The sequence below is a fragment of the Mycobacterium innocens genome (assembly GCF_900566055.1).
Classification (GTDB): Bacteria; Actinomycetota; Actinomycetes; order Mycobacteriales; family Mycobacteriaceae; genus Mycobacterium; species Mycobacterium innocens.
The window spans coordinates 11,790-30,787 of the sequence record NZ_UPHQ01000192.1 but is presented as its reverse complement, the minus strand read 5'-3'; the positions used below and the strand labels follow the sequence as shown (position 1 = coordinate 30,787).

Annotated in this window: 10 protein-coding genes; 8 read left to right on the top strand and 2 right to left on the bottom strand. The window is 66.7% G+C overall.

Annotated features, from left to right (window positions below; genetic code table 11):
• Positions 1-60 precede the first annotated feature (60 nt).
• The 5 genes from EET03_RS18790 (at position 61) to EET03_RS18770 (ending at position 4,213) form a co-directional block, all read left to right on the top strand.
• Entirely contained in the window at positions 61-1,176 is a 1,116-nt protein-coding gene (locus EET03_RS18790) for an aromatic ring-hydroxylating oxygenase subunit alpha (protein ID WP_425271537.1), read from the top strand.
• A gap of 59 nt (positions 1,177-1,235) precedes the next feature.
• Positions 1,236-2,759, top strand: a complete 1,524-nt coding sequence (locus EET03_RS18785) for an AMP-binding protein (RefSeq protein ID WP_075542754.1) — start codon at positions 1,236-1,238, stop codon at positions 2,757-2,759.
• Positions 2,760-2,825: 66 nt separating this feature from the next.
• Positions 2,826-3,251 (top strand): nuclear transport factor 2 family protein, encoded by a 426-nt coding sequence (locus EET03_RS18780; RefSeq protein WP_036408995.1) that lies wholly within the window; start codon positions 2,826-2,828, stop codon positions 3,249-3,251.
• Between the two features lie 57 nt (positions 3,252-3,308).
• Complete coding sequence (locus EET03_RS18775) at positions 3,309-3,782, top strand: FAS1-like dehydratase domain-containing protein (RefSeq protein WP_075542771.1); 474 nt, start codon at positions 3,309-3,311, stop codon at positions 3,780-3,782.
• On the top strand, positions 3,776-4,213 hold the full coding sequence (locus EET03_RS18770) for a MaoC family dehydratase (RefSeq protein WP_075542755.1): 438 nt from the start codon (positions 3,776-3,778) through the stop codon (positions 4,211-4,213). Before EET03_RS18775 ends, EET03_RS18770 begins: the two co-directional genes overlap by 7 nt.
• Here the strand turns inward: EET03_RS18770 and EET03_RS18765 are convergent.
• Positions 4,191-5,681, bottom strand: a complete 1,491-nt coding sequence (locus EET03_RS18765) for an aldehyde dehydrogenase (RefSeq protein ID WP_099193657.1) — start codon at positions 5,679-5,681, stop codon at positions 4,191-4,193. The genes EET03_RS18770 and EET03_RS18765 overlap by 23 nt on opposite strands.
• Before the next feature lie 90 nt (positions 5,682-5,771).
• Here EET03_RS18765 and EET03_RS18760 point away from each other — a divergent pair, with 90 nt between their 5' ends.
• Entirely contained in the window at positions 5,772-7,136 is a 1,365-nt protein-coding gene (locus EET03_RS18760) for a secreted hydrolase (protein ID WP_075542757.1), read from the top strand.
• A gap of 37 nt (positions 7,137-7,173) precedes the next feature.
• On the opposite strand, the gene EET03_RS18755 is transcribed toward EET03_RS18760, so the two are convergent.
• The gene (locus tag EET03_RS18755) at positions 7,174-8,322 is read right to left on the bottom strand and encodes an aromatic ring-hydroxylating oxygenase subunit alpha (protein ID WP_099193656.1); all 1,149 of its coding nucleotides are present in this window, start codon (positions 8,320-8,322) and stop codon (positions 7,174-7,176) included.
• A gap of 173 nt (positions 8,323-8,495) precedes the next feature.
• Between EET03_RS18755 and EET03_RS18750 the strand changes: the two genes are divergently transcribed.
• Together EET03_RS18750 and EET03_RS18740 are read left to right on the top strand one after the other, a co-directional pair.
• Entirely contained in the window at positions 8,496-9,218 is a 723-nt protein-coding gene (locus EET03_RS18750; RefSeq protein ID WP_075542759.1) for a DUF1906 domain-containing protein, read from the top strand.
• Positions 9,219-9,751: 533 nt separating this feature from the next.
• On the top strand, positions 9,752-18,988 hold the full coding sequence (locus EET03_RS18740; protein ID WP_099193655.1) for a type I polyketide synthase: 9,237 nt from the start codon (positions 9,752-9,754) through the stop codon (positions 18,986-18,988).
• The last annotated feature ends 10 nt before the right edge of the window (positions 18,989-18,998 follow it).

Below are 18,998 nucleotides of genomic sequence, written 5' to 3'. Positions count from 1 at the left end.
TCGTCGAACCGCTGCCAAACGGACGCGGCCTGGTTGCCGCTCGGCCGCGTGGGATACGGAGTGCACGTGACGTATACAGAATCGGCCCAAGATCCGTCGGAACGAGAGTTCGGTGCGAGCGGGATTGCGCTGTCGTCGTACCGGTTCCCGACGGGATGGTTCATCGTCGCGTTCGCGTCTGATCTAGCTGCCGGTGACGTCAAGCGTGCGCATTATTTCGGCGAGGAGCTGGTGCTCTTCCGCACCGCTTCGGGACAGGTGCACGTGCTGGACGCCTACTGTCAGCACCTCGGCGCCAACCTGGCTGTCGGCGGCACCGTGGAGGGCGAAAACATCGTCTGCCCGTGGCATGGCTGGCAATGGCGCGGCGACGGCACCAATGCGCTGATTCCCTACAGCAAGATCGGCTGCAAGAACAACGTCCGAATTCGCAGCTACCCGAGCATGGAGTGGTACGGCTTCATCCTGGTGTGGCACGAGCGTCACGGCCGGGCGCCGTACTGGCAGCCGCCAGTGCTGCCGGAGCTGGAAACCAACGAGTACTACCCGCTGCACCCGCACAGCCGGATGCTCAACCGGGTCAAGGTGCACCCGCAGATGATCATCGAGAACGCCGCCGACCCCTATCACGTTCAATACGTGCACAAGGCCGCCAACCCGGCCACCACCGCGTCGTTCGAGGTCGCCGGGTACCACCTACACGCCACCGTCAATGCCCACTTCGGTGGCGGCAGACCCGCGACCTGGTTGACCCCGAACGGCCCGGTCGACGCCAAGATCGTCTATGACAACTATTCGCTGGGGCTGGGCTTTGTCCGGTTTCCCAGCGAGCTGGTGGGCACCGTCCAGGTCACCGGGCAGACGCCCGTCGACGAGGACTACACCGACTACTTCTACACCCAGGCCTCCCTCCGCGAGCCAGGTGACACCGGCGACGTGCCCACCGGGCGCGCCGCCAAATTCCTGGCCTTGCAACAGGAAGTGATCAAGCAGGACTTCTTCACCTGGGAGAACATGAAGTATCTGGAGAAGCCCAACCTGGCGCCGGAAGAAGCGCACGACTACGCCGCCCTTCGTCGCTGGGCGCACCGCTTCTACCCGGGCGCACAGCCCTGCGCCGACGACTTCGGATACACCGCCGAAGGTAAACCCGACCCCGCGGCTGCGAAGGCTTGATGTGAGCAGCCCCTCCGGGGCCCTCCGATTTCGGAGTCGATCGCTTCACCGTCGCCGATGTGCTCGACTGTCGCGCAGCACAGCATCCCGATCGGGTGATGCTGTCGGTGGCCGGCATCGACGTCACCTTTGAGGACCTGCGACGGCGGTCGTGCGCCGCGTCGAGCATACTGACCGATCTCGGCGTCGGCCGCGGCGACTGCGTGGCGCTCTTCACCGCAACGTGCCCGGAATGGATCTACTTCTGGCTGGGCGCAGCGCGAATCGGCGCCATCAGCGCGGCGGTGAATGCCGCCAACAAGGGCGACTTCCTGTTGCATACCCTGCGGCTCTCGCAGGCCACGGTGATACTCACCGACCCCGAGCGGCAAAACCGCCTCGAGGACATCGCCGACCGCCTGGACACACTGAATGACATTGTGGTGCTGGGTGGTTCGCTGAGTGCGGCGCTGCGCCGCGATGCCGGCCGTCCGCCGCAAGACAACCTGGGCGCGTCGGAGGTTGGGTCGTTGTTCTTCACCTCGGGGACCACCGGGCCGTCGAAAGCCGTTGCCACCAGCTGGCATTGCCTGTTCACGGTGGCCGCCACCGTGGCATCGGCCTGGCGATTCAGCCCAGGAGAGGCGCTCTGGACCGCGATGCCGCTGTTCCACCTGAGCGCGGCGCCCATCGTCCTGGCACCGATGCTGGTCGGCGGAACAACGGTGCTCGCCAGCGAATTTCATCCCAGCGAGGTCTGGGACGAGGTGCGCGCGCATGGCGCCGTCGGTTTCGTCGGCGCCGGCGCGATGGTGTCGATGCTGCAGAACCTCCCCCCGGATTCGCGTGATACCGAGCTGCCGTTGCGGTTCATCTCCGCGGCACCCATTAGCGCGAATGCGTACCGCGAGATCGAAAGGCGTTACGGCTGCCGCATTGTCACGATGTACGGATTGACCGAGGCGTTTCCCCTTACCGTCAAGGGCGTTTCCGACGACGGCGTTCCGGGGACATCGGGCAAGCCCAACCCGAATTTCGAGGTGCGCATTGTTGACGACACGGGCAACCCTTTACCGCCTGGAAAGATTGGAGAAATTACCTGCCGGCCACGATACCCGCACGTGATGAGTGAAGGGTACGTAAGCCACGAGGCATCGGGCTTGCCGGTCGATCTGCATCAGGACTGGTTTCATACCGGAGACCTGGGCAGATTCGACAACGAGCAGAACCTGACCTATGTGGATCGCATCAAGGATTCGTTACGCAGACGCGGCGAGAACATTTCGTCGGTGGAAGTGGAGACCGTCGCGGCAAGCCATCCGGCGGTGCTGGAGGCGGCGGCCATCGGCGTCCCCAGCGACGTGGGCGAGGACGACATCCTGCTGATTGTGACCACTCGCCCCGGCGCTGCCATCGATTACGCCGAGTTGCTCGACTTCTGCGCTGCCCGCATGCCCTACTTCTGCGTCCCGCGATTTGTGGAGACGGTCGATGAACTCCCGAAGAACGGAATCGGGAGAATACGTAAAGATCTGTTGCGTGCCAGGGGTTTAACTCCGGGTGCCTGGGATCGCGAAAGACATGGCTACCGGGTCAGCCGATGAGTTAGCGTAGTGTCACGTCGGTCGGTGTCGGTTCGGTTATCCCCGCGAGTGTGGCTGGAGAGCACAATGACGTTGTCGTATCAGGAACAGCAGATGCTGCACGCTGCGACGGGCCGTGCCGCCATTCTGGATTTGACCGCCCGCCACAACCGGGCCTATTCCGACGGTGACCGCGACGCATGGATCGCCACCTTTCGCCACTCCGGCGCCGGCTATAGCCGTGACGGCGAGCCGTTCGGTGATCCGCGCGCGGCCTTTGACGGCGGCGACGGGCAGCGGCTGGTCACCGTCGACCATGAGATCCACGTCGACGGGGTCAACGCGACACAGCGGTGTGTCGCGCTGCTCTTTGCCCGCGTGCATGGCGACACTACGCTGCGGGCCACCGGGACATTCCGAGATCAGCTGATCTACGAGCGCGGTGGCTGGTATTTCACTTCCCGAGCGCTGCAATGGGATTCGGTACCGAGCCGGCATCCGCTCGTCATGTAACCGGCTGCCCACGTGAACTACCAATTGGCCTTCGGCAGCTATCAGGATGCGCTGCAGATGGTCGGCGCGACAACGGAACCGCGAACCGCCGCGACCGTGGTCAGCGGCGCGCGCATTCAGCTGTTCGCTTCCATGGTCCGCGACGGGAACCTCTCATATTGGGACACCGAATACGCCCAGCGGCGGTGGGGCGGCTTGCTGGCTCCGCCGGCCCTGTTGATGGGCTGGTTGATTCCCCCACCCTGGCAACCGGGAGGTCGGGTGCCCGCGGCGTCGTTGGCGCTGCGGGTACCGTTGCCGGGCACCACATTCATCAACGCGTCCAACGATGCCGAGTTCCTGTTGCCCATCGTCGAGGGTGACCGGCTCACCGTCGTCGAGGAACTGGTGTCGGTGTCCCCGGAAAAGCGGACCCGGCTCGGGGTCGGGCATTTCGTCGAAACGCTGGAGACCTACCGCCGCCAGGACGGCGCGGTGGTCGCAAAGTCGCGAAATACGTTGTTCCGCTTCACCCCCGGGCCGGGATCGTGACCGATCTGGCTTGGAACGAAATCACCGTTCCGCTCGAGCTGCCCGAGGTCGTCGACCGGATCAGCTATCAGCGGGTGGTGGAGAACGCCGGGGCGACCTGGGACTATTTTCCCGGCCATTTCGATCCGGTATATGCCCAAAGCCAGGGGAATCCAACGATTTTCGTCAACACCATGCATCTCGCGGGGTTTGCCGACCGGATCGCGACCGACTGGGCAGGTCCGGGCAGCCGGGTGGTACGTCGTTTCATGCGGTTGGCCGGCTCGATCTATGCCGGCGACACCATGGTGGGCCGGGGCCGGGTGGTGGCCAAGCAGTGTGACGAGAGCGTCCACCCACCGCGTTACCTGGTCGATCTGCGGATCGAGGTGACCAATCAGCACGGTGCGTTGTGCTGTCCGGTCGAGATCACCCTGCAGCTGCCGCAATGACATTGAGCGGTGGCATTTTTCCGTTGCACAGCACCGATTGCAGCTCGACGTATTCGGCTAGGCCCTCGGGCCCGAATTCGCGGCCGATGCCCGACTTCTTGAGGCCGCCGAACGGTGTGCCGATGTCGAGCATGTACATGTTGATGCCGTAGGTGCCGGTCCGGATCCGGGCAGCGATTTCGAGGCCGTGGGCGGTGTCGGCCGTCCACACCGAACCGGCCAAGCCGTAATCGCTGTCATTGGCGATCCGGATCGCGTCCTGCTCGTCGCGGTAGGTGAGAACGGTCAACACCGGTCCGAATATCTCCTCCCGCGCGATGCGCATGTCGTTGGTGGCGTCGGTGAACAGCGTTGGCCGTACGTACCAACCACGCTCGGCCGGGCTGTCGTCGCCGCCGACCACGATGCGCGCCCCCTGCTGCCGCCCGGATCTGATGTAGTACTGAACCCGACGCTGTTGGCGGCGGGCGACAAGTGGCCCGATGTCGGTCTTTTCGTCAGCGGGGTCGCCGACGTGCAGCGCCGCCATCATGTCGGCCAGTGCGTCGACCACTTCGTCGTGACGTCGTTCGCTGACCAGGATGCGGGTCTGTGCGACACAGGCCTGGCCGTTGTTCATCAGGCCGGCCGTCTTCAATCCGGCGACGGTCTTGTCGAGGTCGGCGTCGTCGAGGATGATCGCCGCCGATTTGCCGCCCAGTTCCAGGCTGACCCGTTTCAGTTGCGCTCCGCAGACCGCGGCAATACGGCGACCGGTAGCGCTGGAGCCGGTGAACGCGATCTTGTCCACCCCGGGATGGCGCACCAGCGCCTGGCCGACAGAAGGTCCGCCGGTGAGCACCGAGACGACTCCCTCGGGAAGCTCTGTCTGCTCGATCATCTCGGCCAACCACAAAGCGTCCAAAGGAGTTTCGGGCGCGGGTTTGACGATGACGGTGCAGCCGGCGATCAGGGCCGGAATCAGCTTCGGCATGATCAGGCATTGCGGCACGTTCCACGGCACGATGGCGCCGACCACGCCGACGGGCGCACGACGCAGGTGCGCCTCGCCGAGGACACCCTGCCGGCGTTCCACCCACGGGAAGTCGCGGGCGGCCGCCAGCGTCAGATGGATCATCGACGCCGCACCAGCAGCCTGACCCAGCCTGCTGAAACTGCGCGGCGAACCCATCTCCGCGGTGATCAGGTCGGCCATGTCGTCGAGGTGGCGTGCGTAAATCGCGGCCAGCTGCTCGATTTTGCTCATCCGCTGGTGCGGATCCCACAGCGGCCACGGACCATGGTCGAACGCCTGCCGGGCGGCAGCCACCGCCGCCTCGACGTCGCCCGGACCCGCCGCTGGTGCCTCGCCCAGCGGCTGCTCCGAGTGCGGGGAAATGACGGAGAGCCGTTCCGGCGTGGTGGGTTTGCGCCAGCGCCCGCCGATGAACAGTTCGTCATACCTGTTACGCGGGGATTCTGCCGTCATCGGGGCACCACCTCGGAGCAGGCGACGGTAACTTCACTATTGATGCTAACATAGCTAAAAAGCGTGGTCTGGCGCCCGGAAAGGCCTGACATGAGCAGCGACTGGCGCAGTTACCCGTTTCAACTGGTACCCGGCGACAGCGCGCTGGAGTTTCCCGCAGCCGAAGGCGCACATGCCGACCAGGAGTCCGACACTTGGTTTCTCGCCGGTCAGTTGGACGCAACCGGCACCGGCCGGTCATTTGCGTTCCTGACCATCGTCAACAAGAACCGGCCAGGGGGTTCGCTGATTGCTGACTTCTACACACTGGCGTTGTTCGACCTCGACGCCGGCGAGTACGGCACCTATACCGATTACGACATGCCACCGGCCAGCATGGCGCCCGGTGCCCAGCCCAAGCTATCGGCCGCAACGGGCCATCTCGATATCGAATACCGCGGCGGTGCTGGCATCGCGTCATGGCTCACCTGCCGTGACGCCGCTGGGGACCCGTTGCCCTACACCTACCGGGTCAGTCTGGTGGGAACCGATCAGGCCGGTCGCTTGATGCGGCTGGATCTGGCGGTGACGCCCACGCGCACGCCCACCCCGGTGGGGGCGTCGGCCTACAACGGAAAGATCGTCTGCTTCGGCCAGCCCGATACCCACTCCTACTTCCACACCGGCATGGCGATGGCCGGAACGCTGTGCTGGGGCGAGGCGAATGAACAGGTCACGGGTACGGCCGGGCATATCGACCGGCAGTGGTTTCCCAGGTATGCCGGCGGCGGGGGAGACCCGCGGGGACGGTCGCACGAATGGCGCACCGTCCATTTCGACAATGGCGTCGACATGAGCATCTGGCGACAGTTCGACCGCACGAACGGCAATGCGGTGCAACCGTTTACCGGCGTGACGGCGAGTTACCCCGATCCGGACCGGGTGCCGCGGTGCGCCGAGGACGTCGACGTCACCATCCTCAGCTATGTCCGCTGGCCGGAGGCCGTGCGGCCGCTGCTGCCGCCGATCGCACCGGTCCGCTACCTGCCGGACCGCCACCGGATCACCTGCGCCACAATGCAATTGGACCTGATCGGGGAGCCGCTGGTGGCTGCTCCGGCCCATGGCCTGCCGATCGAATACATGGAGGGCCCCTACCGCTACCGCGGCACGCTGCAGGGTGAGCCGGTGACCGCCTTCGCGTTCTACGAGCGGTCACTGGCGTTGTATCGCGATTGGGAGCTGATCGACGTGCTGGCCGCTACCGTCGCCAATGCTCGGCCACCGGCCCCGGAGTTGGCTGCCCTGGTGGAACGCGTTACCCCATTGGTGCGTTCGGGCCACCGTACGGAGGCCCTGGAGATGTTGCGGACGGAATCAGCAGCGCTTCCAGACGATTGTGATCAGGATTCTCGTGATGTTCTCGAGGCGCTGATCGGCTCGCTGACGCAGGAGACTCCCGCGGCGAAGCTGTAATTTGGCAGGAGTCTTCTCGCCCTTTTGCTGCGAATCTTCAGCCTCGGTGCAACGCGTCGAGCGCGCGCTCCCATGCGAGGTGACGGTGTTGTAGCCCCGGCTCGTTGCGCCCGAACACCAGTCGCTCCCGCGCGCCCGATTCGAGGTTGGCTTGCAACGACTCGGCCAGTCGATAGTCCTCGTCGCGGACCGTCGCGTGTGCGTACTCGAATACGGCCTGCGCGGCGGCGGCCACGGATTCATCGGAGACGTCCAGCGCCGTGGAGTTCTGGTGGACGGTGACGGATCGGCCCGGTTGCTCACCGGGGTAAACGCGGAACAGCTCGCCGTTGGCGATCGTCACCGACAGCACGATGTTGGGAAACAGCGCGTAGATCACGACCATGTGGTGGAACGGATTCCACTGGTCCTCGGGCGCAGTGTCCAGCTCCATGATGGTGTTCAGCGGAAAGATCAATCGGTGGTGTGGTCCATAGGAGTCGAAAACCGTGCAATTGCTGCGGGCGATGGTGGCGAAGGTTTGCTTGTGCACCGTTGCGAAGTGGTAGTTCTCCGAAAATGTGTCGATCGCCAGCTTCCAGTTGATCCGCGAGTCGAGCTCCTTCTCGCCCAGCGGGGACCAGTGCCCGATTCCCCATGAGTCGAGTTCGTCGGCCAGCGGTCCCAGGTGTGTTGCGATGTCCAGGGTGGCGCCGGGGTCCAGGGCAATCCACAGAAAACCGGCGAACTCGGTGGCCGGAAGCCTGGTCAACCCGTCGTCCTTCAACGTCATCTCGGGAAAGCCCTCCCGGCCGGGCAGTCCGACCAATCGCCCGGTGTTGTCATACGTCCAGGCGTGGTAGGGGCAGCTAAACCGCTTCGCGGTGCCACACCCGGTCGCCACCTGCGCCTGCCGATGCAGGCAGACATTGTCGAAGGCCCGCACCGAGCCGTCCGACGTCCTGGTCAGCAGCACGGAGCGCCCCATCACCGTCTTGGTGCAATACGAGCCGGGCCGCGGAAGCTCGGAGACGTAGCCGACCAGCTGCGGGCAGGACATCACCATGGCCCGGTCACGGTCGTGTCGCTCGAGCGAGGTGTACTCCCGCGCGCGGACCGCGTGCTGCGAAGGCGCCAGGTCGGTCGTCTGGTCGCGTGCGAGCTTCAGGGCGCGGCGGGTAAGGTCGATGAGCTGGTTTTGATCCATCGCGGCCCCCGTTGCGATCGAGTGCGGACTGCTCGCCTCTAACTTTACTAACTTTGCATTGACAGCAAGGATCGGCTGCTGACCACGCCCAAACGCACGTTGTGACATTGTGATGTAGATGTGACTGGCGAGCTCAATGAGTCAATTGATGCAGGTGTCGTAATCTGTGGCTTGTGGAGGTCTCGCGGCGGGACGTGCTCAAGTACGCGGCGGCGACGCCCGGCCTGCTGGGCCTTGGCGTCGCGGCCGCGTCGTTGCGTGCCGCACCGGCATCAGCGGGGTCGCTTGGCATCTTGTTGGACTATTCCGCCGGGGTCATCCCCGCCAGTCAGATCAGGGCTGCCGGGGCGGCGGGGGCGATCAGGTACGTATCGGATCGGCGACCTGGGGGTACCTGGATGCTGGGCAAGCCGATCCAACTCGGTGAGGCCCGCGATCTGAGCAGCAACGGGCTCAAGATTGTTTCGTGCTACCAATTCGGCAAAGGCAGCACCTCCGACTGGCTGGGCGGTGCCGCTGCGGGTGTTCAGCATGCCAAGCGGGGCATGGAGTTGCACGCCGCGGCGGGCGGTCCGGCGGGCGCTCCCATCTATGCCTCGATCGACGACGATCCGTCATACGAGCAGTACAAGAACCAGGTCGCGCCGTATCTGCGGTCCTGGGAGTCGGTGATCGGGCATCAGCGCACCGGCGTGTACGCCAACTCCAAGACGATCGACTGGGCGGTGCATGACGGGTTGGGCTCGTATTTCTGGCAGCACAACTGGGGTTCGCCGAAGGGGTTCACGCATCCGGCCGCCAATTTGCACCAGGTCGAGATCGACAAACGCAAAGTCGGCGGAGTCGGCGTGGATATCAACGAGATCCTCAAGCCCCAATTTGGCCAGTGGGGCTAATTTTCCGCCCCGTCAAGCCCCGTCAAGCCCCGTGTGCGGCGCGCTCCAGCAAACACTCGTTCGCTTAGATCGAAGCGGCGCAAAAAGCGGCGATTGCGCGGCGCTACGGCCGATGCGACGTCACGGGCCGAGCACAGCGCAGGATTTCAACATAACGATTTGGTAACAATACTGCCTTGATCTGCGCAGTTAGAGCTACTCGACCGTAACCACCTGCACGCAGGACGTTTGTTACGCCCGCCCGCACCGACGACGAAACCCGATGTTACCGATGAGATGGTTACCCGCGCGTAGAACTCGCCAGTAACCGATCGGCGTCAAAAAAGTGGACTGATCCTTATGACACTCTTATAGAGCCGATGCAGTCCGTCGCGCCGCCCGGTCCATGGGCCGGCCCCGACAACGCACCGGTCAGACGTTTTCCGGCGGAGATTCGATGCGGAATCGGCCGGAGTTCACCAGGCCCTGCAGGGGCCGGTCCGGTCCGGCCGAACCAACCGATACGTACAGACGCATACAGGGAGATAAAGACGGTGACGATCCACGAGCACGACCGGGTGTCAGCTGACCACGACGGGACTGGCCCGCATCGCGCCCACGCTCTGGTCGATCGGCTGACCGCCGGTGAGCCGTTCGCGGTCGCGTTCGGCGGCCAGGGCAGCGCCTGGCTGGAGACGCTCGAGGAACTGGTTTCGGCGGCCGGGATCGAATCGGAGCTGGCCGCGCTGGCAGGTGAGGTGGAGCTGCTGCTCGAGCCGGTTGCCAAAGAACTGGTCGTGGTCCGCCCGATCGGCTTCGAGCCGCTGCAGTGGGTACGTGCGCTGGCCGCCGAAGACGCGATCCCGCTGGACAAGCACCTGACCTCGTCCGCGGTGTCGGTGCCGGGCGTGCTGCTCACCCAGATAGCCGCCATTCGTGCCCTGGCCCGCCAGGGTATGGACCTCGTTGCCACCCCGCCGGTTGCCCTGGCAGGGCACTCCCAGGGGGTGCTGGCGGTGGAGGCACTCAAGGCCGGTGGCGCTCGCGACGTGGAGCTGCTGGCGTTGGCGCAGCTGATCGGCGCGGCCGGAACACTGGTGGCGCGCCGGCGGGGGATCTCGGTGCTCGGCGATCGCCCGCCGATGGTCGCGGTCACCAACGCCGACCCCGAGCGCATCCAGCGATTGCTCGAGGACTTCGCCCAGGACGTGCGCACGGTGCTGCCACCGGTGCTGTCCATCCGCAACGGCCGGCGCTCGGTCGTCATCACCGGCACCCCCGAACAGCTCTCGCGCTTCGAACTGTATTGCCGTCAGATCTCGGAGAAGGAGGAAGCCGACCGCAAGAACAAGATCCGTGGCGGCGACGTCTTCGCGCCGGTATTCGAGCCGGTGCGGGTGGAGGTGGGCTTCCACACGCCCCGGCTGGGCGACGGCATCGACATCGTCGGCAGCTGGGCCGAGAAGGTCGGCCTCGATATCGCGTTGGCCCGGGAGCTGGCCGAATCCATCCTGGTCCGCAAGGTCGACTGGGTCGACGAGATCACCCGCGTGCATGACGCTGGAGCTCGGTGGATCCTTGATCTGGGTCCAGGGGACATCCTGACCCGGCTGACCGCGCCGGTGATCCGCGGCCTGGGCATCGGCATCGTGCCCGCTGCCACCCGCGGCGGTCAGCGCAACCTCTTCACCGTCGGGGCCACGCCCGAGGTGGCCCGGGCCTGGTCGAGTTACGCCCCGACGGTGGTCCGCCTGCCCGACGGCCGGATCAAACTCTCGACGAAGTTCACCCGCCTTACCGGACGGTCGCCGATCCTGCTGGCGGGCATGACGCCGACCACCGTCGACGCCAAGATCGTCGCCGCCGCGGCCAACGCCGGGCATTGGGCCGAGCTGGCCGGCGGCGGGCAGGTCACCGAAGAGGTCTTTCACAACCGCATCCAGGAGATGTCCCGTCTGCTGGAGCCGGGCCGGACCTACCAGTTCAATGCACTCTTCCTCGACCCGTATCTGTGGAAGCTTCAGGTCGGCGGCAAGCGGCTGGTGCAGAAGGCGCGCCAGTCCGGCGCGGCGATCGACGGTGTGGTGATCAGCGCCGGCATCCCGGATCTCGAGGAAGCCGTCGAGCTGATCCACGAGCTCAACGACATCGGGATCAGCCACGTCGTGTTCAAACCCGGAACCATCGAGCAGATCCGCTCGGTGATCCGCATCGCCACCGAGGTGCCCACCAAGCCGGTGATCATGCACGTCGAGGGCGGTCGCGCCGGTGGCCACCATTCCTGGGAGGACCTCGACGACCTGCTGCTGGCGACCTACTCCGAGCTGCGCTCGCGCGCCAACATCACCGTCTGCGTCGGCGGCGGCATCGGCACCCCCGAGCGCGCGGCCGAATACCTGTCCGGTCGCTGGGCGCAGTCCTACGGCTTCCCGTTGATGCCGATCGACGGGATCCTGGTGGGCACCGCGGCGATGGCGACTCTGGAGTCCACCACGTCACCCTCGGTCAAGCGCATGCTGGTCGAAACCCAGGGCACCGGCGAGTGGATCAGCGCCGGAAAGGCCCAGGGCGGCATGGCTTCCAGCCGCAGCCAACTCGGCGCCGACATCCACGAGATCGACAACGCCGCCTCGCGGTGCGGCCGGCTTCTCGACGAGGTCGCCGGCGACGCCGACGCGGTGGCCGAGCGTCGCGACGAGATCATCGCCGCTATGGCCAAGACCGCCAAGCCCTACTTCGGCGACGTCGCGGAGATGACCTACCTGCAGTGGCTGCAGCGTTACGTGGAACTGACCATCGGCGAGGGAAATTCGACGGCCGACACCGCTGGGGTCTTGGGGCAGGGCAGCCCCTGGCTGGCCGACACCTGGCGCGACCGCTTCGAGCAGATGCTGCAGCGCGCCGAAGCTCGGTTGCATCCACAGGATTTCGGCCCGATCGAGACGCTCTTCACCGACCCGGCGCTGCTGGAGAAGCCGACCGAGGCTATCGCCGCGCTGCTTGCCCGCTATCCGGACGCCGATACCGTCCAGCTGCACCCGGCCGACGTTCCCTTCTTCGTCACCCTGTGCAAGACCCTTGGCAAGCCGGTGAACTTCGTGCCGGTGATCGACAAGGACGTCCGGCGCTGGTGGCGCAGCGACTCGTTGTGGCAGGCCCACGATGCCCGCTACGACGCCGACCAGGTGTGCATCATCCCCGGCCCGGCGGCGGTGGCCGGTATCGCCCGCCTCGACGAGCCGGTGGGTGAGCTATTGGACCGCTTCGAGCAGGCCGCCATCGACGACGTGCTCGCTGCCGACGGGGAAGTCAGGGACGTCAGATCGCGGCGGTTGGGCCGCCCCGACGCCAACGGACCCCTGGCCGTCGTGCTCGACGCACCCGACGTGTTGTGGGCCGGCCGCACCGCCATCAATCCGGTGCACCGGATCGCCGAGCCAAGCGAGTGGCAGGTGCACGACGGACCCGAAAACTCCCGCGCCACACACTCTTCCACCGGAGCCCGGCTGCAGATCGACGGCAAGGACGGGGCGGATGTGGTGTTGAGCGTGCCGGTGTCGGGCACCTGGATCGACATCCGGTTCGCCCTGCCGCCCAACACCGTGGACGGCGGTATCCCGGTGGTCTCGACCGAGGACGCCGCTACCGCGATGCGCTCGGTGCTGGCGATTGCAGCCGGTGCCGACGGGCCGGAGCTGCTGCCGCCGGTCACCGACGGGGTGGCCCGGGTGACCGTCGACTGGGACCCGGAAAAGGTTGCCGACCACACCGGGGTCACCGCCACCTTCGGCGAGCCGTTGGCGCCCAGCCTCACCACCGTTCCGGATGCGCTGGTAGGCCGGTGCTGGCCGGCTGTTTTCGCGGCGATCGGATCGGCGGTCACCGACACCGGGGTGCCCGTGGTGGAAGGCCTGCTCAATCTGGTGCACCTTGATCATGCCGTCCGCATGGTCGGCACCTTGCCCGAAGCCCCCGACCAATTGACGGTTACCGCAACGGCTTCGGATGCCCACGACACCGAGGTGGGCCGGGTGGTGGCGGTCTCGGTGACGGTCGCGGGGCCCGACGGCGAACCGATAGCCGTCCTCGACGAGCGGTTCGCCATCCTCGGCCGAACCGGGGCGGCCGAACTCGCCGACCCGGTGCGGGCCGGTGGCGCGGTATCGGAGAACGCCACCGACACGCCGCGCCGCCGCCGCCGTGACGTCACCCTGACCGCGCCGGTCGACATGCGCCCGTTCGCGGTGGTGTCCGGCGACCACAACCCCATCCACACCGATCGGGCGGCCGCGCTGCTTGCGGGGTTGGAATCGCCCATCGTGCACGGCATGTGGCTGTCGGCCGCCGCCCAGCACGTGGTGACCGCCACCGATGGGCAGGCCCGTCCGCCGGCCCGGCTCATCGGCTGGACCGCGCGGTTCCTGGGCATGGTGCGTCCCGGTGACGAGGTGGACTTCCGCGTCGAACGCGTCGGAATCGACCGGGGTGCAGAGATTTTGGAAGTGGCCGCGCGCATCGGTTCGGATCTGGTGATGTCGGCGACCGCGCGACTGGCCGCACCCAAGACGGTCTACGCGTTTCCCGGCCAAGGCATTCAGCACAAGGGCATGGGCATGGAAGTGCGGGCGCGCTCCAAGGCGGCCCGCAAGGTGTGGGACACCGCGGACAGGTTCACCCGCGACACGTTGGGCTTCTCGGTGCTGCACGTGGTCCGGGACAACCCGACCAGCATCATCGCCAGCGGTGTGCACTACCACCACCCCGACGGCGTGTTGTACCTGACGCAGTTCACCCAGGTTGCGATGGCCACCGTGGCGGCCGCCCAGGTGGCCGAGATGCGTGAGCAGGGCGCCTTTGTCGAGGGCGCGATCGCCTGTGGCCACTCGGTTGGCGAGTACACCGCGCTGGCCTGCGTGACCGGCGTCTACGAGTTGGAAGCCTTGCTGGAGATGGTGTTTCACCGCGGATCGAAGATGCACGACATCGTTCCGCGCGACGAACTGGGACGGTCCAACTACCGGTTGGCGGCGATCCGGCCGTCGCAGATCGATCTCGACGACGCCGATGTTCCGGCCTTCGTCGCCGAAATCGCGGCGAGTACCGGAGAATTCCTGGAGATCGTGAACTTCAACCTGCGGGGCTCGCAGTATGCGATCGCCGGCACCGTGCGCGGTCTGGAGGCGCTCGAGGCCGAGGTGGAGCGGCGCCGTGAGCTCACCGGTGGGCGCCGTTCGTTCATCCTGGTTCCCGGTATCGACGTTCCGTTCCACTCCCGGGTATTGCGGGTCGGGGTGGCCGACTTCCGGCGTTCACTGGACCGCGTGATGCCGCGCGACAAAGACCCGGATGTGATCATCGGGCGCTACATTCCCAACCTGGTGCCACGGCTGTTCACCCTGGATCGTGACTTCATCCAGGAGATCCGGGATCTGGTGCCGGCCGAGCCGCTCGACGAGATCCTCGCCGACTACGACAACTGGCGCCGGGAACGGCCCCGCGAGCTGGCTCGCACCGTCCTGATCGAGCTGTTGGCTTGGCAATTCGCCAGCCCGGTGCGCTGGATCGAAACGCAGGACCTGTTGTTCATCGAAGAGGCCGCCGGTGGCCTGGGAGTGGAGCGGTTCGTCGAGATTGGCGTGAAGACCTCGCCGACGGTGGCGGGCCTGGCCACCAACACCCTCAAGTTACCCGAATACGCCCACAGCACAGTGGAAGTGCTCAACGCCGAACGTGATGCCGCGGTGCTGTTCGCTACCGACACCGACCCTGAGCCGGAGCCCGAAGCCGACGAGCCCATTGGGGAGTTGGCTGAGCCGGCCGAAACTGCCGCTGCCGCACCGGCTCCCGCGCCTGCGGCACCTTCGGGTGCCGCTCGGCCGGACGACATCGTCTTCGACGCCGCCGATGCCACGCTGGCGCTGATCGCGCTGTCGGCCAAGATGCGCATCGACCAGATCGAGGAGCTCGACTCCATCGAATCCATCACCGACGGCGCGTCGTCTCGGCGCAACCAGCTGCTGGTGGACCTGGGCTCCGAGCTGAACCTGGGCGCCATCGACGGCGCCGCCGAGGCCGACCTGGCCGGGCTGCGGGCGCAGGTCACCAAGCTGGCGCGCACCTACAAGCCTTATGGGCCGGTGCTTTCCGACGCGATCAACGATCAGCTGCGCACGGTTCTGGGGCCGTCGGGCAGGCGGCCGGGTGCCATCGCCGAGCGGGTGAAGAAGACCTGGGAACTCGGTGACGGCTGGGCCAAACACGTCACCGTCGAAGTCGCGCTGGGAACCCGTGAGGGCACCAGCGTACGCGGCGGTGCGCTGGGCAACCTGCACGAGGGCGCGTTGGCGGACGCAGCATCCGTCGACAAGGCGATCGACGCCGCGGTCGCCTCGGTTGCCGCGCGCCGGGGCGTCGCCGTGGCGCTGCCGTCTGCGGGCGGTGGCGGCGGTGCCACCGTCGACGCGGCCGTGCTGAGCGAATTCACCGATCAGATCACCGGCCCCGACGGGGTGCTCGCCTCTGCGGCTCGCCTGGTGTTGGGCCAGCTGGGGCTCGACGACCCGGTGACCGCGCCCGCGGCGGCCACCGATGCCGAGTTGATCGACTTGGTCACCGCCGAATTGGGCGCGGACTGGCCGCGTTTGGTGGCCCCGGTATTCGACGGCAAGAAGGCCGTCGTCTTCGACGACCGCTGGGCCAGCGCCCGCGAAGACCTGGTCAAGCTCTGGCTGACCGACGAAGGTGACATCGACGCCGACTGGGCGCGGCTGTCCGAGCGTTTCGAGGGCACCGGCCACGTCGTGGCGACCCAGGCCACCTGGTGGCAGGGCAAGTCGCTGGCCGCGGGCCGGCAGATCCACGCGTCGCTGTACGGCCGGATCGCCGCCGGTGCCGAGAACCCGGATCGCGGCCCTTACAGCGACGAAGTGGCGGTGGTGACCGGCGCGTCGAAGGGCTCGATCGCCGCATCGGTGGTGGCGCGGTTGCTCGACGGCGGCGCCACCGTGATCGCGACCACCTCGAAGCTTGACGACCAGCGACTGGCGTTCTACCGCACGCTCTATCGTGACCACGCCCGCTACGGCGCGGTGTTGTGGGTGGTCGCGGCCAATATGGCGTCCTATGCGGATATCGACGCGCTGGTCGAGTGGGTTGGCACCGAGCAGACGGAAAGCCTTGGGCCGCAGTCGATTCACATCAAGGACGCGCAGTCCCCGACACTGCTGTTCCCGTTCGCGGCACCCCGCGTCGTCGGCGATCTGTCGGAGGCCGGCTCGCGTGCCGAGATGGAGATGAAGGTGCTGCTGTGGGCCGTGCAGCGGCTGATCGGCGGCCTGTCGACCATCGGCGCCGAGCGCGATATCGCATCGCGGTTGCACGTGGTACTGCCCGGCTCGCCCAACCGCGGGATGTTCGGCGGCGACGGTGCTTACGGTGAAGCAAAGTCGGCGCTGGATGCCGTGGTGAGTCGCTGGCACGCCGAATCGTCGTGGGCGGTCCGGGTCAGCCTGGCACACGCCCTGATCGGCTGGACCCGCGGCACCGGGCTCATGGGCCACAACGACGCCATCGTCACCGCGGTCGAAGAGGCCCGTGTCACCACCTACTCGACCGACGAGATGGCGGCGATGCTGCTCGGCCTCTGCGACGTGGAATCCAAAGTCGCCGCGGCCAGTTCGCCGATCAAGGCGGACCTGACCGGAGGCCTGGCCGAGGCCGATCTCGACATGGCTGAACTGGCCGCCAAGGCGCGTGAGCAGATGTCCGCCGACGCGTCGGCCGTCGAGGAGGAGACGGCGCCGGGCGTCATCGCCGCGCTGCCATCGCCGCCGCGCGCGCACACTCCGGCACCGCCGACGGACTGGGCCGACCTCGACGTCGACCCCGCCGATCTGGTGGTGATCGTCGGTGGCGCCGAACTGGGCCCCTACGGCTCGTCGCGCACCCGCTTCGAGATGGAGGTCGACGACGAATTGTCGGCGGCCGGTGTCCTCGAGCTGGCCTGGACGACCGGATTGATCCGCTGGGAAGACGATCCTCAACCCGGTTGGTACGACACCGAATCGGGTGAGCTGGTCTACGAGGCCGAGCTTGTCGAGCGCTACCACGACGCCGTGGTGCAGCGCGTCGGCATCCGCGAGTTCGTTGACGACGGCGCGATCGATCCCGATCACGCGTCGCCGCTGCTGGTGTCGGTGTTCCTGGACAAGGACTTCAGCTTCGTGGTGTCCACCGAGGCCGAGGCCCGGGCGTTCGTGCAGTTCGACCCCGAGCATACCGTCGTCCGGCCGGTGCCCAACACCAGCGACTGGCAAGTAATCCGCAAGGCCGGCACCGAGATTCGGGTGCCGCGCAAGACCAAGCTGTCGCGGACCGTCGGGGCGCAGATCCCCACCGGGTTCGACCCGACGGTGTGGGGCATCAGCCAGGACATGGCCGCCTCGATCGACCGGGTGGCGCTGTGGAACATCATCGCGACCGTCGATGCGTTCCTGTCCGCCGGCTTCACTCCGGCCGACCTGATGCGCTGGGTGCACCCGAGCCTGGTGGCCAACACCCAGGGCACCGGCATGGGCGGGATGACCTCCATGCAGACCATGTACCACGGCAATCTGCTCGGCCGGAACAAGCCGAACGACATCCTGCAGGAAGTGCTGCCCAATGTCGTTGCCGCGCACGTGGTTCAGTCCTATGTGGGCAGTTACGGCGCGATGATCCATCCGGTCGGCGCCTGCGCGACCGCGGCGGTGTCGGTCGAGGAGGGCGTCGACAAGATCCGGCTGGGCAAGGCCGAGCTGGTGGTGGCCGGCGGGTTCGACGACCTGACCCTGGAGGCCATCATCGGCTTCGGTGACATGGCGGCCACCGCCGACACGGCGATGATGCGGGGCCGGGGGATCGACGACTCGAAGTTCTCCCGGCCCAACGACCGGCGGCGGCTCGGGTTCGTGGAAGCTCAAGGTGGCGGCACCATCCTGCTGGCCCGCGGCGACCTGGCCCTGAAGATGGGTTTGCCGGTGTTGGCGGTGGTGGGCTTCGCTCAGTCCTTCGGAGACGGTGTGCACACTTCGATCCCGGCCCCGGGCATCGGGGCATTGGGTGCGGGCCGCGGTGGCCGGGATTCGGTGCTGGCGCGTTCGCTGGCCAAGCTGGGCGTGGGGGCTGACGACATCGCGGTGATCTCCAAGCACGACACCTCGACGCTGGCCAACGACCCGAACGAGACCGAACTGCACGAGCGGCTCGCCGACGCGCTGGGCCGCTCCGAAGGCGCCCCGCTATTCGTGGTGTCGCAGAAGAGCCTCACCGGTCACGCCAAGGGCGGCGCCGCGGTGTTCCAGATGATGGGGCTGTGCCAGATCCTGCGTGACGGTGTCATTCCGCCCAACCGCAGTCTGGATTGCGTCGACGACGAGCTGGCCGGTTCGGCGCACTTCGTGTGGGTCCGCGACACCTTGCGGCTGGGCGGGAAGTTCCCGCTCAAGGCCGGGTTGGTGACCAGTCTCGGGTTCGGCCACGTGTCGGGCCTGATCGCACTCGTGCATCCGCAGGCCTTCATCGCCGCGCTGGACCCCGAGCAGCGGGCGGACTACCAACGCCGGGCCGATGCGCGGTTGTTGGCCGGTCGGCGCCGTCTGGCCTCGGCCATCGCCGGCGGTACGCCGATGTATGAGCGGCCCGCGGGCCGCCGTTTCGACCACCATCAGCCGGAGAAGCCGCAGGAGGCCGCGATGTTGCTGAATCCGGACGCCAGGCTTGGCGACGGAGAGGCATTTATCGGATGGCTTTAGTCATCCGATA

Coding starts and splice junctions, on each gene's coding strand:
- EET03_RS18780 (WP_036408995.1), top strand. CDS start 2,826: ATGACGTTGTCGTATCAGGAACAGCAGATGCTGCACGCTGCGACGGGC.
- EET03_RS18775 (WP_075542771.1), top strand. CDS start 3,309: ATGGTCGGCGCGACAACGGAACCGCGAACCGCCGCGACCGTGGTCAGC.
- EET03_RS18765 (WP_099193657.1), bottom strand. CDS start 5,681: ATGACGGCAGAATCCCCGCGTAACAGGTATGACGAACTGTTCATCGGC.
- EET03_RS18760 (WP_075542757.1), top strand. CDS start 5,772: ATGAGCAGCGACTGGCGCAGTTACCCGTTTCAACTGGTACCCGGCGAC.
- EET03_RS18755 (WP_099193656.1), bottom strand. CDS start 8,322: ATGGATCAAAACCAGCTCATCGACCTTACCCGCCGCGCCCTGAAGCTC.